At 61.3% G+C, this 15,585-nt stretch carries 13 protein-coding genes; 6 read left to right on the top strand and 7 right to left on the bottom strand.

Features of this window, described 5'->3' with window-relative positions; translation table 11 throughout:
• Positions 1-41: 41 nt before the first annotated feature.
• From IGS61_RS05355 to IGS61_RS05335, 5 genes are all read right to left on the bottom strand, one after another.
• Entirely contained in the window at positions 42-326 is a 285-nt protein-coding gene (locus IGS61_RS05355) for a hypothetical protein (RefSeq protein WP_230538659.1), read from the bottom strand.
• 760 nt (positions 327-1,086) lie between these two features.
• On the bottom strand, positions 1,087-1,509 hold the full coding sequence (locus IGS61_RS05350) for a hypothetical protein (RefSeq protein WP_230538658.1): 423 nt from the start codon (positions 1,507-1,509) through the stop codon (positions 1,087-1,089).
• A 78-nt stretch (positions 1,510-1,587) separates the two neighbouring features.
• Positions 1,588-2,634 carry a type VI secretion system baseplate subunit TssG gene (gene tssG, locus IGS61_RS05345; RefSeq protein WP_230538657.1) on the bottom strand — a complete coding sequence of 349 codons (1,047 nt, stop codon included), beginning with the start codon at positions 2,632-2,634 and terminating at the stop codon, positions 1,588-1,590.
• Positions 2,598-4,445: a type VI secretion system baseplate subunit TssF gene (gene tssF / locus IGS61_RS05340; protein WP_230538656.1), complete on the bottom strand. Its 1,848-nt coding sequence runs from the start codon at positions 4,443-4,445 to the stop codon at positions 2,598-2,600. The genes tssG and tssF overlap by 37 nt, the downstream gene beginning before the upstream one ends.
• 78 nt (positions 4,446-4,523) lie before the next feature.
• Positions 4,524-5,336, bottom strand: coding sequence for an outer envelope protein (locus IGS61_RS05335; RefSeq protein ID WP_230538824.1), 813 nt, complete (start codon positions 5,334-5,336; stop codon positions 4,524-4,526).
• A gap of 440 nt (positions 5,337-5,776) precedes the next feature.
• Here IGS61_RS05335 and IGS61_RS05330 point away from each other — a divergent pair, with 440 nt between their 5' ends.
• The 6 genes from IGS61_RS05330 to IGS61_RS05305 all read left to right on the top strand — a co-directional run bounded on the left by IGS61_RS05330 (position 5,777) and on the right by IGS61_RS05305 (position 13,085).
• Positions 5,777-7,291, top strand: coding sequence for an ABC transporter ATP-binding protein (locus IGS61_RS05330; protein ID WP_230538655.1), 1,515 nt, complete (start codon positions 5,777-5,779; stop codon positions 7,289-7,291).
• On the top strand, positions 7,284-8,360 hold the full coding sequence (locus tag IGS61_RS05325) for an ABC transporter permease (protein ID WP_230538654.1): 1,077 nt from the start codon (positions 7,284-7,286) through the stop codon (positions 8,358-8,360). The genes IGS61_RS05330 and IGS61_RS05325 overlap by 8 nt, the downstream gene beginning before the upstream one ends.
• Positions 8,353-9,282, top strand: coding sequence for an ABC transporter permease (locus tag IGS61_RS05320; protein WP_230538653.1), 930 nt, complete (start codon positions 8,353-8,355; stop codon positions 9,280-9,282). Before IGS61_RS05325 ends, IGS61_RS05320 begins: the two co-directional genes overlap by 8 nt.
• 21 nt (positions 9,283-9,303) lie before the next feature.
• Positions 9,304-10,380 (top strand): BMP family ABC transporter substrate-binding protein, encoded by a 1,077-nt coding sequence (locus tag IGS61_RS05315; protein WP_230538652.1) that lies wholly within the window; start codon positions 9,304-9,306, stop codon positions 10,378-10,380.
• A 121-nt stretch (positions 10,381-10,501) separates the two neighbouring features.
• Entirely contained in the window at positions 10,502-11,338 is an 837-nt protein-coding gene (locus tag IGS61_RS05310; protein ID WP_230538651.1) for an HDOD domain-containing protein, read from the top strand.
• Between the two features lie 136 nt (positions 11,339-11,474).
• Positions 11,475-13,085 (top strand): M28 family peptidase, encoded by a 1,611-nt coding sequence (locus tag IGS61_RS05305; RefSeq protein ID WP_230538650.1) that lies wholly within the window; start codon positions 11,475-11,477, stop codon positions 13,083-13,085.
• A 44-nt stretch (positions 13,086-13,129) separates the two neighbouring features.
• Here IGS61_RS05305 and IGS61_RS05300 read toward each other — a convergent pair whose 3' ends face one another.
• Together IGS61_RS05300 and IGS61_RS05295 are read right to left on the bottom strand one after the other, a co-directional pair.
• On the bottom strand, positions 13,130-14,350 hold the full coding sequence (locus IGS61_RS05300) for an MFS transporter (RefSeq protein ID WP_230538649.1): 1,221 nt from the start codon (positions 14,348-14,350) through the stop codon (positions 13,130-13,132).
• A 171-nt stretch (positions 14,351-14,521) separates the two neighbouring features.
• On the bottom strand, positions 14,522-15,520 hold the full coding sequence (locus tag IGS61_RS05295; protein ID WP_230538648.1) for an LLM class flavin-dependent oxidoreductase: 999 nt from the start codon (positions 15,518-15,520) through the stop codon (positions 14,522-14,524).
• Between the last annotated feature and the right edge of the window lie 65 nt (positions 15,521-15,585).

The raw sequence follows: 15,585 nt of genomic DNA, 5'->3' as shown, positions 1-15,585 counted from the left end.
TTGATAATCAAGTGTGTAACGTTATCATTGATAGTCTCGTTTTATCTATGATAGTTTGAACTGATGATTTTTCTCGTCTTTTTTGAAATGGTATAAGTGATGGATCTTCCCAATGATGTTTTTCCACCTAGTATTTTTTCGCCGGGTGAAAAATTTGGTACGAAAGTTATTTTAATATCTTCGTTTTTGTCTTGAATATATATTTCAAAATCTGAAATATTTCTTTGTTCTTTTTTGAATTCATCCAAAACCACGAGCAATTTTTCAAGATTTTTTCCGGAAATTTTTTCTTCTAAGTTTTCTATGTTGGGTGTATGTTTTTCCATATCTCTATCGGAATAGGAAAGGTTTATTGGAGTACTCTTTTAATTAATATTTATTCTCTATCATATGTTTGTATTTTTGCCATATATTATCATTGTTGAGCAAAGTGATGATTTTTGATCTGCTTTGACTATTATGTATCCCCACGAGAAAGAAAAAAAATCCTCATACTTTGTCGATATTTCAGCTGGTTGATCTAGTGATTTTGAAATTAACTTACTTAGATATTTTTTTCATTGATCATGTCCGAGTGACTGGAGTCATAGACAAGTCTGTTGGTGATTCCATCTATCCAGATTATTTCAATAATATAAAGAATTCCATTTTTAAATCTGAGATTTACTCTTGTTTTTAGATTGAAAAATTGAATATTTTGCATGCTATATGTTTCAAATCCATTTATTTCCCAAAAACTTTCAAGAAAATTTATGTTTTTTATTTCTTTGGTTGATGTGTTTTTGTTTACGTAAAAATTCTCATTTATTTCAATATATCCAGTATTCTTATTTATATTCATTTGCGGCCTAGGAAATTTAAATATTTTTGCGTTGTCTTTGAATTTTGATATTTTAAATAATCAATATTTATATTTTTTAAAATTTAGCTATCTATGGCGATATGATCTGATAATCATGTTGTCTTTTTTGGAAATCAAATATGTTACTGCGTGTCCTAAGGATGTTTCTCCTCCTAAACTTTGGTGTTCTCCTGGAGCAAGATTGGGCATGAAAATTATTTCTACTTGTTGGTTGTCGTCCCTGATTAATATTTCAAAATCCTCAATATTTTTTTGTTTTTTTTCAAAGTCAATGTAAGCAATTGTTGTGTATCTAAAATATTTTCCAGAGATTTCGTCATCAAATTTTCGGATTTTTTCCATAATTTTTCTCCTTTAATTTTTTTTTGACTCAATATTTGTGCGGGTGATTTGTGTGTAAAAGTTCGATAGATAGTCACCATCTTGCCCATCACCTTGTCGAGCGCAATGGCGGCGTCGTCGGACAATACTTCCACCACATAGGAAAAATCGCGCGACAGGCTTTCGCTGGCGGCCAGGCTGTTGGCCAGGAACTGGATGCCGGCAGGGCCGTCGCCATGCGGAAAGTGCAGGCGCAGCAGGCGCTGGCCCTGCATGTCGCCCACTAATGCCGTCCATGCCGCCGTCGTATCGGGGAACTGGCTCATCGTGCATCGCTTCACGGTAGGGATCGTTGGCCGACTGTAGCAATAGCGAACACAAGCGTTTTTGCGCGGCCGCAAGGTTTAATCGTTGAGTGAGGGCATCAATTGCATTACGTAATGCATGTCGTCGCGGTGGCGCGGCGTTGCCGCATCGCCGAGGAAACTGTTGCGGCCGAGGCCAGCTTGCCCGGTGGCCGTCAGCGCCATTCCCCGCACATCGCTGGCGCGCAGCACCAGCACGATGTCGTAGCGCACGAGCGGCTGGCCGAACAGCATCAGCATGTGCCGCAGCGCCTCGCTGCCAGGGGCGCGCGGCAGGAAGCTGGCGTGCTGCTCTGCCGTGAGCGGGCCGAGGCGCAGGCGCACGGCCAGGTCGGGGCGGCGGCAGCGCTCGCCGACGGTGGCGCGCTGGCCCAGCACGGCATTGGCCATGCCCAGCGCCGTTTGTTCGCGCGGCGCCAGCACGTCCATGGCGCCCGTCGCCTCGTCGATATGGCAGGGCACGCCGAAGTGGTCGGCGAGGATGCGCGCCATGACGATGGACGAGATGTTGCATTGCTGGAGCAAGCCGCTGTACAGGCCGGCCGCCGCCTCGTCCTGACCCTGGCCCGGCTGGCATGCGGCCACGTCCAGCAGGCGCGACAGGAAGTCCCCGCTGTGGCCGGCCTGCTCGATGCGGTATTTTTGCCAGGCCTGATAAAACAGGGCCACGGCGCGGCTGGAAAACAGGTCGAGAAACGCGCGTGCACTGGTGTCGCGTTCGCTGTATTGATGCGCGGCGATGCGCTCCGAATAGTGGCTGGGCAAGCTGCCCTGGCAGCCCAGCAGGCCCATGAAGGTGGGCGTGAGGTGGATATGGGGTAACTGACCCGACAGCAGCGCCTGCAGCAAGGCATCCGCATCGGCGATGCCATCTGTGGTCAGCGCTTCGACCTGGCTGGCGGGAAAACGCAGCGAGACGCTGTTGTCGAAGCGCACGCGCTTTGCCAGCGCCGTGTGCTCATCGATGCCGTGTTCGGCCAGCCACGCCAGCAGCAGGCGCAGCGCCTGGAAGCACTCGAAGCGCTGCGGCGCGTCGAGCAATTGCTGGATCACGCTGGCGTGGCGTCGGCGCTGCGTTCTGGGCATCGGAGGATTTCCTCGCCGCTGCGCCGGGATAGCAGCGTCAGTTGGCTAAAGCAGTTGAGCTGGCTGTTCAGGGCGAAATAGCGCTGCAGCACCTGCGCGAAGATGTACACGCTGCTGCCGACAAACGCTTGCTCGTCGATGCCCAGGCGGATGCCGATGCCGGGCATCAGGGTGGGAAACGGTAGCGTTGGCATCCACGCGCGCGTGCTGCCGTGTTCGAGCGTGACGATGCCCTGGATCAGCCGTTGCGTGGTGGGCGAACGGGGCAGGTCGTACAGACTGAGCATTTTCTGGAATTCGCCCAGGCCCGCTTGCGTCAGGCCCGAGTAATTGAGCGACAGGTGCGCAATCAGGCGCCAGTGGGCGCCATTGTCCGCCAGGAAACGCAGGCTGGGCGTGGGCTTGCGCAGGAAGCGCGCAGGGATGCCGTCGGGCACGTCTTCGGCCAGCAAGTCGCCGCCGGGCAAGCCGTAGTGCAGGTGGGTGGGCAAGTCGCGGTTGCTGCACAGCAGCTGCGTCGAGACGGTGGCGCAGGCCGCGCTGTCTGGTGAAAACTGCGGGTCGATCAGGCTCAGCCGCATTTCATGGCCGGGGCTGATGGCGGCCACGGCTTCGTCGCGGCGCGCCAGCCAGTATTGTCCATGCTCTGTCTGAGAACCCTGCAGCGAGGCATACAGCGGCAAGAAGGTGCTCAGGCGCTCGCCGGCTTCGTCCTTGCGCACCACGGTGACGGTCTCGATGCTGTGGATGTCGTAGGCAAACGCATGCGTGGCATCGGCCACCAGCGCGTAGTCGGGCTCCGTGTGCGTGAGGCGAATCGGCACGCCGGACTTGGCAAACAGGTTGACGACGGGCGTGCAGCCCAGCAGCAGGTTGTCGCGGCTGGCGCCGGAGAGCAGGCGCGCCTCGTGGCTGTCGCTGCGCACGCCCTTGAGCGGCAGGTGCAGGGTGAACTGGCGGCACTGTTTCGGCAGAAGAGGAGCCAGCAGGGACCAGTCGATATCGATGAAATGAAATTTTTCGGGAAACGCGAAGTACTCGGTCAGCAGGCGCAGGGCCGGGTGCGAACGGGCGGAAAAGGGGATCAGCGCGTCGTCGTCCGCATAGCCGGCCGGGGCAAGCAAGGTGCCGTCGACGGCCAGCCACTGGCTGTGCTCGTCCAGCGCCACGTACGCGCCCGTGCCGCGCAGGAACAGGGCGTCGAGCAGCGCCGCGCGCACGGACGCTTCGCCATCGGCAAACAGGCGCAGGCTGGCAAAACCCGGCTGATCGAGATGGTAGTTGTCGCTGCTGCTGGTGAATTGAATGCTGAGCAAGGCGCTGGCGCCGGCGGGCAGGCGCAGGCCAGGCGGCGCGTCGATGATCGGCGAGAAATGCAGGCGAGAAATAGCCAGCGGTGCCAGGGTTACGTCGTATGTGCTGGTGAATTTGCAAGCCACGCCCTGCACCGGCTGCGAGCGCAGCACGGTGCCGCGTGGAACATGCGCCACCTGGGCCAGCTGGCCGCCAGCGGGCGCTTCGTCTGCCGCGATGCGCACGATGGAGCATGAAGGAAACGGCCGCAGGTAGTGCGGGTACAAAGTTTCAAGCAGGGAATGGGTGAATTGCGGATAGGCGTCGTCGAGGCGCTTGGCGACCCTGGCCGTGAGCAGGGCGACGGACTGGATCAGCCGCTCGATGTGCGGGTCTTCGCACGTCTCGCCGGCGATCAGCAGGCGCCCGGCCGCCTTCGGATAGCGGCTGGAAAACGCGCGCGTGTACTGGCGGAACAGGCCCAGCTCACGCTCGTAATACGGCAGCAGTTGTTCCACGTTCGCGCTCTCCGCCAGCTGGAAAGCTTCATGCTGGCATCAGGCGCGAAGGTGGGTGTTGATGCGTGACAATGATTCTTAGAAATGGTACTCCGCGCGTATCATCGGTGTCCTGGCCGTCTGGCCCACGTTGCCCGTGGTGGCGGGCGAGTTGCCGAACTTGTTCTTCCAGTACTGGTATTCCAGGCCCACGCGGAAGGTGTTCTTGGCGCTGCCCAGGGCCGCGCCCACGTCGTACATCACTTGCATGTCGATATTCGTTTCCACGGCCGTGTCGCGCCCCACTTCATCCTTGCCTTTCGAGTCGATGAGGTTAAAGAAACCTTCGAACGAGAACAGCGGCGACAGCGGGATGGCCCAGGCGCCCGTCAGCATGGCGTGCGTTTTAAATGTGTAGCGACCCGTCACTTGCGAGATGGGCGGGAAGGCGCCGCTGGGGGCGTTGCTTTCGCGCAGCAACAGCAGGCTGGTGTTGAAGAAGCCGGGCACGTCCCACATCAGCGTGGGGCCGGCCACCAGCATGCGCTTGCGCGAGTTGTAGCCCACGTCATTTTTCGTGTTGACGTCGAAGCCCAGGGTGACGCCGACGCCGCGCACGGGGCCGAACTTGATGTCGCTGCCGCGCACCTTGCCGATGTCGATGGTGTTGCGGTACACCAGGTAGGCCTCTTGCGCGCCGGACGTCTTGCCGAGCGCGCCGGGGTCCTTGCTGTCGGAGATCAGGAAATCCAGGTTGACGAAGTTGCTGCCGTATTTGTAGCCGCTGGCGTGCGTGATGGCAAAGATGTTTTTCTTGATGTCGTCCGGGTTGAACGGCTCGCGGTAGTCATTGCCGGCACGCCAGCTCAGCGCGGTATCGCTCCATTCGGCAGCCTGGGCGGTCGCGCCCATGCCCAGGGTGGTAGTAAGGCAGAGCAACAGACACGGTATGGTTTTTGGCACTTTCGGCTCCTGATGGCGGTGTTGGAAAACGGGAAATGAAATAGCAGGGGGCGTAGCCCGCATGAAGCGCTGCGATGGGGCATCGCGCGCCGTTCAATCCATGATGCGAGAAGCGCCGCGTTGGGCGATATGTCTTATCTGCATACTTACTATCAGTTCTTGCATATAATCATCGCACCTTCTCGCCCTTGCGGGGCAAGGCGGCCGCTGTAAAGCTGATAATTTTTTTCAAAATTGTATACAGGTGTTGTTTTTTTGCGGAAATAGAAATGCGCGCCGCCGCGTCATCCCCCAAGCGCCGCGGATGCCGATACGATAGAGACAACAGCTTGATTTTTTGCACCGGCGGCTATGCCGGCTCCCCCCCGCAGCGAGGCACGAAAAAAACAATGACGGCACGTCTGGAATTACTCGATATCAGCAAGCGCTATCCGGCCGTGGTGGCCAATGACGGCATCTGTCTCACCGTCGCGCCCGGACAAATCCACGCCGTGCTCGGCGAAAACGGTGCCGGCAAATCGACCTTGATGAAAATCATCTATGGCGCCGTGCAGCCCGATGGCGGGCGCATCGTGTGGAACGGCCGCGAGGTCGCGATCGCCAACCCGTCGGCCGCGCGCGCGCTGGGCATCGCCATGGTGTTCCAGCACTTTTCCCTGTTCGATACCTTGACGGTCACGGAAAACATCGCCCTCGGTTTGCCCGCCGGCACCAACATGGCGGAGCTGGCCCAGCGCATCGAAGACACGGCGCGCCAGTACGGCCTGGACCTGGAGCCGCAGCGCCACGTGCACACGCTTTCCGTGGGCGAATGCCAGCGCGTGGAAATCGTGCGCGCCCTGCTGGCCAAGCCGCAACTGCTGATCCTCGATGAACCGACGTCCGTGCTGACGCCGGGCGCCGTGGAAAAACTGTTTATGACTTTGCGCCAGCTGGCGGCCGAAGGCTGCAGCATCCTGTACATCAGCCACAAGCTCGACGAAATCCGCGCCCTGTGCCACACGTGCACGGTGGTGCGCGCCGGCAAGAATGCGGGCGTGTGCGACCCGTCGCAAGAGTCGGCAGCCAGCCTGTCGCGCATGATGATCGGCGCCGAGCCGCCCGCCGTCACCCGTGTGGCGCGCACGCCCGGCGCGGCCATGCTGAGCGTGCGCAATCTGGATTTGCCGAAGAGCCATCCGTTCGCCACGCAATTGATCGATATCAATTTCGACGTGCGCGCGGGAGAAATTGTCGGCATCGCTGGCGTGTCCGGCAATGGCCAGCAGGAATTGCTGGCGGCCCTGTCGGGCGAGGACATGCGCGCGGCTCCGGCCAGCATCGTGCTGAACGGCACGCCTGCCGGGCGCTTGCCGCCGGGCCGCCGGCGCGCGCTGGGCTTCGGCTTCGTGCCGGAAGAAAGGCTGGGTCGCGGCGCCGTGCCCGACATGGGGCTGGCCGACAACGTGTTGTTGAGCTTGCAGACCCCCGCCACCATCCGCCACGGCTTCGTGCGCCACAAGGTCATCGCGCAGCGGGCGGCCGCCATCATCGCCCGCTTCCAGGTGAAGGCAGGCGGGCCGCAGGCGCTGGCGCGCAGCTTGTCTGGAGGTAACTTGCAGAAATACATAGTCGGACGCGAAGTCATGCGCGAACCGACCGTGCTGGTGGTGGCGCAGCCGACCTGGGGCGTGGACGTGGGCGCGGCCGCGCAAATCCGCGCCGAACTGCTGGCGCTGCGCGACGCTGGCTGTGCCTTGCTCATCGTGTCGGAGGAACTCGATGAGTTGTTCGAGATCAGCGACCGCCTGCTGGTGATGGCAAAAGGAAAAATTTCACCTTCGCTGGACGTGGGCGAGGCCAGCGTCGATCTCGTGGGGCAATGGATGAGCGGGCTGTGGCCGCAGGAGGCTGTCCATGGCTAAGTTCGCCTTGCGCCTGGAAGCCCGGCCCACACCGTCGCGGTTGATGTCGTGGCTGTCGCCCGTGCTGGCCGTGCTGCTCACGGTACTGTGCGGTGCGCTGCTGTTTGTTGCGCTGGGACACGATCCGCTGGCGGGCCTGGCCGTGTTCTTCGTCGAACCCTTGCGCGACGCGCATGGCTGGTCCGAGCTGGGTCTCAAGGTGGCGCCCCTGCTCTTGATCGCCGTCGGCCTGGCCATCTGCTTTCGCGCCAACATCTATAACATCGGCGCGGAAGGGCAGCTGACCCTGGGCGCCATCTGCGGCGGCGCGGCGGCCCTGTACCTCGATGACGGAATCGGTGGCGCGGCCATCATCGGCGTGTCCCTGCTGGCCGGCATGGCGGGCGGCATGGCGTGGGCGGGCCTGGTGGCGTGGCTGCGCGACCGCTACAACGCCAGCGAAATCCTCGTCTCGCTGATGCTGGTCTACATCGCGCAATTGCTGCTCAGCTATCTCGTGTACGGCGTGCTGCGCGATCCGGAAGGCTTCAATTTTCCCCAGTCGAAACTGCTGTCCGACGGCTTGCTGTTGCCGATGGTGATCAGCGATACGCGCTTGCACGTGGGCATCGTGTTTGCCTTGCTGGCCTCGCTGGGCGGCTGGCTGTATTTATCCAGAAGCATTGCCGGCTTCCGCCTGCGCGTGGGCGGCATGGCGCCGGCCGCCGCCCGCTATGCGGGCTTTTCCTCGCGCAAGACCTTGTGGTCGTCGCTGCTGATCTGCGGCGCCCTGTCGGGCCTGGCGGGCGCGTGCGAAGTGCTGGGACCGATGGGGCAGCTCACGCCCACGGTGTCGCCCGGCTACGGCTTTGCCGCCATCATCGTCGCCTTCGTGGGGCGCTTGCATCCCGTGGGCGTGATTTTCTCCAGTTTCGTCATGGCCCTGTTTTATATCGGCGGCGAACTGGCGCAATCGCGCCTCGGTTTGCCCAGCGCCATCACGGGCGTGTTCCAGGGCATCTTGCTGTTCGCCTTGCTCGCCTGCGACGTGCTGATCCAATACAAACTGCGCTGGAGGAAACATGGATAACTTGCTGCTCACCATCGCGCCCTTGATTGCCGCCAGCATCAATGCGGGCACGCCGCTGATGCTGGCCGCGCTCGGTTTATTGGTGAATGAAAAGGCGGGCGTGGTGAACCTGGGCGCGGAAGGCATGATGCTGGTCTCGGCCATCACGGGCTTTGCCGTGGCCGTCAATACGGGCAGCCCCACCCTGGGCTTTCTGGCGGGGGCGGGGGCCAGCATGGTGCTGTCCGGCTTTTTTGCCTGGCTGACCGTGTGGCTGGGCACGAACCAGTACGCGACGGGCCTGGCTTTATCGCTGTTCGGCGCAGGCGCGTCCACGTACATCGGCTTGAAGTACGTGGGCAACAGCTTGCACAACGGCCGCTTCGGCATCCCTTTATTGGAAGACATTCCCGTGCTGGGGCCGGCCCTGTTCCGCCAGCATCCGATGGTGTATCTGTCGCTCTTGCTGTGCGTGGCCATCGCCTGGTTCTTGTACCGCACGCGGGCGGGACTCGTGCTGCGCGCCGTGGGCGAGTCGCCGTCTTCCGCGCATGCGCTCGGCTACCCCGTGCGCCGCATCCGCCTGGCGGCCGTGCTGTTCGGCGGCGCCTGCTGCGGCCTGGCCGGCGCGTTTTTATCGCTCGTGTACACACCGCTGTGGGTCGAGGGCATGGTGGCCGGGCGCGGCTGGATCGCGCTGGCGCTGACCACGTTTGCCACCTGGCGCCCGGCGCGCGTGGTAGGCGGCGCCTACCTGTTCGGCGGCATCACGATCCTGACCTTCCACGCGCAGGCGCTGGGCGTGCCCATCGCGTCGCAACTGCTGTCGATGCTGCCGTATGTGGCGGCCATCGTCGTACTCGTGCTCATTTCCAGCAATGCCAATTACATCAAGCTCAACATGCCCGCTTCGCTGGGGAAAAATTTCAGTCCCGGAAATTAATCACTCACCACAAGGAAAACCATGTCCAAGAAACTAGTATGCGCCGCCGTTTGCAGTGCCATTTTGATGCCCGTCATGGCCGCCGCACCCGCCACCGCTCCGTTGAACGTCGGTTTCGTGTATATCAGCCCCATCGGCGACGCGGGCTGGACTACCCAGCATGATCAGGCGCGCAAGGAAATGGAAAAGGCGCTGGGCAACAAGATCAGCACCAAGTTTGTGGAAAACGTGCCGGAAAGCGCCGATGCGGAACGGGTGATCCGCGACCTGGCGCAAACGGGCAGCAAGCTGGTCATCACGACTTCGTTCGGTTACATGAATCCCACCTTGAAAGTGGCGAAACAATTTCCTAATGTGAAGTTCATTCATTTGACGGGCTACAAGACGGCACCGAATGTGGCCAACACGAATGCGCGTTTTTATGAAGGCCGCTACCTGGCCGGCGTGCTGGCAGGCAAAATGAGCAAGACCCACGTGGCCGGCTACGTGGCGGCGTTTCCCATCCCGGAAGTGTTGCAGGGAGTCAACGCCTTCACGCGCGGCATGCGCAGCGTCGACCCGAAGGCGGAAGTGAAAGTGGTGTGGGTGAATAGCTGGTTCGACCCGGGCAAGGAACGCGACGCGGCCATCACGCTGATCGGCCAGGGCGCCGACGTGGTCACCCACCACACGGACTCGACCGCGGTGGTGCAGGCGGCGGAAGAGAAGGGCAAGTATGCGATCGCCTACCACTCGGACATGAAAAAGTACGGGCCGAAGGCGCAGCTGGCCGCCGTCACCCATCACTGGGGCGAGTACTATACGAAGCAGGCGCAGGCCGTGCTGGACGGTACGTGGAAGTCCAGCAGCACCTGGGGCGGCATCAAGGATGGCATGGTCAAGCTGGAAGGCATCAACACCGCCGTGCCCGCTGACGTGAAACAGTTTGTATTGGCGCGCGAGAAAGACTTGGTTGCTGGCAAGCTCAATCCGTTCAGCGCGCCGATCAAGGATAACGATGGCAAGGTGCGCCTGGACAAAGGCGTGCTGGATGATGCGGCGCTGACGAAGATGGATTATTTTGTCGAAGGCGTGGCAGGAAAAGTTTCCGGAAAGTAATAGGTTTGCGTTTGAACTTGCTGTAATATTGCCGGAAACGGGAGCAGGGCCGGGGATACATGCGCGTTCCCGGCCCACCCACACAGCAGAGCTTGAACAAGCCCGTACCGGAGACAGACCCATGGACAGACTGGAAGTATTCAAGATTATCGCGCTGCAAGCGAGCAAGGGCGAACTGACGTTCCCCGCCAACGTCAAGGCCACCTTGAAGCTGCAGGAAGCGCTGGACGACCCCGATTGCCATATCGAAGCGGCCGCCCGCATGGTCATGGCCGAGCCGCTGCTGTCGGCCAGGGTCGTGGCCTTGGCCAACTCGGCCGCCTACAACCGTTCCGGCAATGAAATCGCCAATGTGCGCGCAGCCGTCTCGCGCCTGGGCTTTGCCACGTTAAAGTCGATGGTGGCGTCCGTCATCGTGCGCCAGCTGGGCAGCCAGATCACGGACCCGCAATTGCGCGCCAAGGCGGCCAGACTGTGGGAGCACACGGCCCACGTGGCCGCGCTGAGCCAGGTGATCGCCCGGAAAGTCACGCATGTGGATGTGGAAACGGCCATGTTCGCGGCCATCGTGCACGAAGTGGGCGGCTTTTATCTGTTGTCGCGCGCCGAGGAATATCCGGGCTTGCTCGACGACAATACCGAAGACTGGATCGAATACGGCGAAAAACTGATCGGCCGCGGCGTGCTGCGCCAGCTGCAAGTGCCCGACATGGTCTTGCAAGCAGTGGAAGGCATGTGGCACGGCGGCAGCCCGTTCCCGCCCCGCACCCTGGGCGCGACCCTGGTGCTGGCCAACGATCTGTCGCCCGTCGGTTCGCCCCTGCACCCGCCGGAAAGCGCCGAGCGGCGCCAGGCGGCCGCGAAGATCGATTTCGGCATCGGCGGCAGCACCTTGCACACCATCCTCGAGGAATCGGCTGAAGAGATCGAATCCCTGGCGGCCGCCCTGCTGGTGTAAATTACGCCTCGATGACATCCCCGCCTTGCCGCGGGGATTTTTTTCGTCCGCATTTTGATGCATCTTTCCCCATGGCATACAATCGCCGGCCCGGCCATCCGCCGGACTGAATGTCTCCTCTTACCCAAAGGATCTTATGCAGAAGCTGTTTTCTTCCCTCGCCTTGACGGCGCTGGCGTTTTCCGCCCAAGCCGCTACCAGTTTGCCCGTGGTGCAGGAAGCGCCCCTGCGCGCCCACCTGGCCTTCCTGTCCAACGATTTATTGGAAGGCCGCGGCACGGGCCAGCGCGGTGCCGACCTGACGGTGGCTTATTTGGAAACCCAGGCGCAGATGGCTGGCCTGAAACCCGTACGTGGCAACAGCTACCGCCAGAGCGTGCAGATTGCCGGCGTGAAGTCGCTGCCGGCCGAGAGCAGCCTGCAGGCGTTGGCGGGCGGCAAGGCCGTGCCGCTGGCATTCGGTCCGGACTGGGTGTGGGCCACGGGCGACTCCGTTGCCGCGCACACATTCGACGCGCCGCTCGTCTTCGTCGGCTACGGCATCACGGCGCCGGAAGAGGGCTGGAACGATTTCAAGGGCGCCGATGTCAAAAACAAGATCGTCGTCATGATGGTCAACGACCCGCAGCCGACCGCGCTTGATCCGAACCGCTTTGCCGGCAAGGCGCTGACTTATTACGGCCGCTGGACGTATAAATTCGAGGAAGCCAAACGCCAGGGCGCCGCTGGTGTCTTGCTGATCCACACGAAACCGTCGGCCTCGTACGACTGGAGCGTCGTGCAGAACAGCTGGAGCGGCAGCGAGCGCTTCCAGTTGGCCGACCGCACGGCCGGCACGCCGCTGCAGGGCTGGATCGCGGAAGACGCGGCGCGCCGCTTGTTTGCTGCGGGCGGGCAAGACCTGGACGCCTTGCGCGCCAAGGCGGAACACAAGGATTTCCAGGCCGTCGCCTTGAATGCCAAGTTGTCGGGCGAGATGAAGTCCATCGTGCGCAAGGTAGAGCAGTTCAATATCGCCGGCATGGTGCCGGGCACCGACCCGGCATTGAAAGATGAAGCCGTCATCTACAGCGGCCACTGGGACCACCTGGGCAAGCAAGGTGACGCTGGAGACACGATTTACAACGGCGCCGTCGACAATGCCTCGGGCACGGCCGGCTTGCTGGCCATGGCGCAGGAAGCCGTGAAAAAGCCGGCGAAGCGCACGCAGATCTTCCTGTGGGTGGCGGCCGAAGAGCAGGGGCTATTGGGCAGCGCCGCCTACGCGGCCGATCCGCTGTGGCCTTTGGACAAGACGGCCGCCGCGCTGAACCTGGACAGCCTGAATTTCGTGGGCGCCACGCATGACATCGGCGCGCAGGGCAGCGAGCGCACGGAGCTGGGGGCGATGGCGGCGGCAACGGCCAAAGCCATGGGCATGCATATCGCCCCAGCCCGTCCCGACCTGGCCGGCGGTTATTTCCGCAGCGACCATTTCAGTTTTGCCAAGGCGGGCGTGCCCGCGTTTTCCATCAATGGCGGACGCGACTACATCAAGGACGTGGCCGCATCGAAAGCCAAGGCGGCCGCCTACGGCCCCCGCTACCATCAGGTGACCGATGAGTACGACGCCAGCTGGGATTTGTCCGGCATGACGCAGCAGGCGCAATTTACCTTGAACCTGGGGCAGATGGTGGCAAATGCGGCGAAGATGCCGGCCTGGAAGGCGGGCGATGCGTTTGGCAAGGCGCGTGAGCAGGCGAAGTAAGGACGTAAAAAAACCGCTCTGTCGAGCGGTTTTTTTTGCGCTGGTCAGGTTGAGCTTGCCCGTTCCAGCCTGCGCTGCGTGTGCCGGTACTTGCTCCACACCAACAGCAGCAACAGCGGCATGGCGCCGCCCACCATGCACAGGGCGGGCCAGCCGCCGGCGGCAAAGCTGGCGCTGGCCAGGGCCGAGCCTGCCGACGCGCCGATGAAGCCGCCCGCGATGAACACGGTGGTCACGCGCGCCCGCGCATGCGGCGCCAGTTTATAGATGATGGACTGGTGCGTCACTTGCAAGCCCATCACGCCCATGTCCAGCAGCACGATGCCGATCAACAGCAGCGCCAGCGAATGGGCGCCGAAGCCGATCAGGGCCCAGCCCGCGATCGAGGCGACGGCCAGCAGCCACGTGGCCTGGCGCGCATAGCCGCGGTCGGCCATGCGGCCGGCCGTATTCGCGGCAAAGGCGCCCGTGGCGCCCGCCAGGCCGAACAGGCCGATCTGCATTTCCGAATAGTGATACGGCGCGCCGCTGAGCAGGAAGGTCAGGCCCGTCCAGAACACGCTGAAGGTGCCCAGGCCCAGGCCCGAGAACAGGGCGCGCTGGCGCAGCAAGGGTTCCTGGCGGATGATGTCGGCCAGCGAAGCCATCAGCTTGCCGTATTGCAGCGTGCCCCGTGGTGCCTCGTTCGGCAGGATGCGGCGCAGCATGACGAGCAGGGCGGCCACGACGATGGCAGCCAGCACGTAGACGGTGCGCCAGCCGCCGCTGATCTGCGACACGGTGCCGGACACGGTACGCGCCAGCAAGATGCCCAACAATAATCCCGTCATGACGGTGCCCACCATGCGGCCCCGGCTGTGATCGGGCGCATACGACGCCACCATGGCCGTGACGACCATCAATGCGCTGGCCGTGATCCCCATCAAGACGCTGGCGATGGCAAAGACGATAATATTCTGGCTGGTAGCGGCCAGCAGCAGGGCACCGATCTTGGCGACCAGCATCCAGGTCAGCAACTGGCGGCGGTTCAGCACGTCGCTGAGGGGCACCAGGAAGACGATGCCCAGCACGTAGCCGATCTGCGTGGCCGTGACCAGGTAGCCCGCCTGCGGCACGCTGACGCCAAACGAGGCGGCCAGCATGGACGTGAGCGGCTGCACGTAATACAGGCTGGCGACGAACACGCCGGCGGACAGGGCGAACAACAGGATGCGGGTGGAGCTCAGCAGGGTGCTGGCGTCGACGGACGATGGTGCGGATTTCATGCGATACAACTTTCTTGGAATGATGCTTTTGGATGAGCATGATAGCGGGGTGGCGTAGTTCTTGCCGGGCGCGGCCGATTTTGCTACTGGGCGTGAGCAAAAAAATCCCGGCGATCGTTGCCGACGGCCGGGAAAAGGGTATTTGGGGAAATACCAGGGGAGACAGTGAAGTTACTGCGCGCGCGCCAGCTCCGCATGTACTTGCGCCGTGATTTCATACGAACGCAGCCGGTGCTGGTGCTCGAAGATTTGCGAGGTGATCATCAGCTCGTCGGCGCCCGTTTCGGCGATGAAGGAAGCCATCTTCGCCTTCACCGTGTCCGGTGCGCCGATGGCCGTGCACGACAGCACGGAATCGAGCATGGCGCGTTCCTGCGGGCCCAGCTGCTCCAGGTAGCCGGGCACGGGCGGCTGCAGACGCGACGGGCGGCCCGTGCGCAGGTTGACGAACGCTTGCTGCATCGACGTGGCGCGCAGGTGCGCTTCGGCATCCGTGTCGGCGGCGAACACATTAAAGCCCAGCATTACGTACGGTTGCGCCAATTGTTTGGACGGCTTGAAGTGTTCGCGGTAATACGCCACGGCCTGCATCATCATCTGCGGCGCGAAGTGCGAGGCGAACGCGTACGGCAAGCCCAGGTGGGCGGCCAGCTGGGCGCCGAACAGGCTGGAACCGAGTATCCACACGGGCACTTTCGCGCCCTTGCCGGGCACGGCCAGCACGCGCTGGCGCGGCTCGTCGGACATGTAGTCGATCAATTCCAGCACGTCTTGCGGGAACTGTTCGGCGTCGGACTGCAGGTCGCGGCGCAGGGCGCGCGCCGTCGTCTGGTCGGAGCCGGGCGCGCGGCCCAGGCCCAGGTCGATGCGGCCCGGATGCAGTGCTTCCAGTGTGCCGAACTGTTCCGCGATGACGAGCGGCGAATGGTTCGGCAGCATCACGCCGCCCGCGCCCACGCGGATGGTTGTCGTGCCTGCCGCCACATGGGCGATGACGACGGCCGTGGCGGCGCTGGCAATGCCGGGCATGCCGTGGTGTTCGGCCAGCCAGTAGCGGTTAAAGCCCCAGCGTTCGCCGTGCTGCGCCAGGTCGAGCGTGTTCTTGAACGACTGGCTGGCGTTGCTGCCTTCGGCGATGGGCGCCAGGTCGAGTATGGAAAATGGAATCATGGTAGCGATATCGGGACGTGGTGGAAAATCACAATGGACGATTTGTCTATCCCCTGCCGCCGGCA

This window comes from Janthinobacterium sp. FW305-129 (assembly GCF_020858115.1).
Taxonomy (GTDB): Bacteria; Pseudomonadota; Gammaproteobacteria; order Burkholderiales; family Burkholderiaceae_D; genus Janthinobacterium.
Note: the sequence above shows the minus strand (reverse complement) of the source record. Positions and strands in the feature narration are given on the sequence as shown.

Bases quoted from the DNA above. Each gene is read 5' to 3' on its own strand.
- IGS61_RS05355 (WP_230538659.1), bottom strand. From the start codon at position 326: ATGGAAAAACATACACCCAACATAGAAAACTTAGAAGAAAAAATTTCC.
- IGS61_RS05350 (WP_230538658.1), bottom strand. From the start codon at position 1,509: ATGAGCCAGTTCCCCGATACGACGGCGGCATGGACGGCATTAGTGGGC.
- tssG (WP_230538657.1), bottom strand. From the start codon at position 2,634: ATGCCCAGAACGCAGCGCCGACGCCACGCCAGCGTGATCCAGCAATTG.
- IGS61_RS05335 (WP_230538824.1), bottom strand. From the start codon at position 5,336: ATGGGCGCGACCGCCCAGGCTGCCGAATGGAGCGATACCGCGCTGAGC.
- IGS61_RS05330 (WP_230538655.1), top strand. From the start codon at position 5,777: ATGACGGCACGTCTGGAATTACTCGATATCAGCAAGCGCTATCCGGCC.
- IGS61_RS05325 (WP_230538654.1), top strand. From the start codon at position 7,284: ATGGCTAAGTTCGCCTTGCGCCTGGAAGCCCGGCCCACACCGTCGCGG.
- IGS61_RS05320 (WP_230538653.1), top strand. From the start codon at position 8,353: ATGGATAACTTGCTGCTCACCATCGCGCCCTTGATTGCCGCCAGCATC.
- IGS61_RS05315 (WP_230538652.1), top strand. From the start codon at position 9,304: ATGTCCAAGAAACTAGTATGCGCCGCCGTTTGCAGTGCCATTTTGATG.
- IGS61_RS05310 (WP_230538651.1), top strand. From the start codon at position 10,502: ATGGACAGACTGGAAGTATTCAAGATTATCGCGCTGCAAGCGAGCAAG.
- IGS61_RS05305 (WP_230538650.1), top strand. From the start codon at position 11,475: ATGCAGAAGCTGTTTTCTTCCCTCGCCTTGACGGCGCTGGCGTTTTCC.
- IGS61_RS05300 (WP_230538649.1), bottom strand. From the start codon at position 14,350: ATGAAATCCGCACCATCGTCCGTCGACGCCAGCACCCTGCTGAGCTCC.
- IGS61_RS05295 (WP_230538648.1), bottom strand. From the start codon at position 15,520: ATGATTCCATTTTCCATACTCGACCTGGCGCCCATCGCCGAAGGCAGC.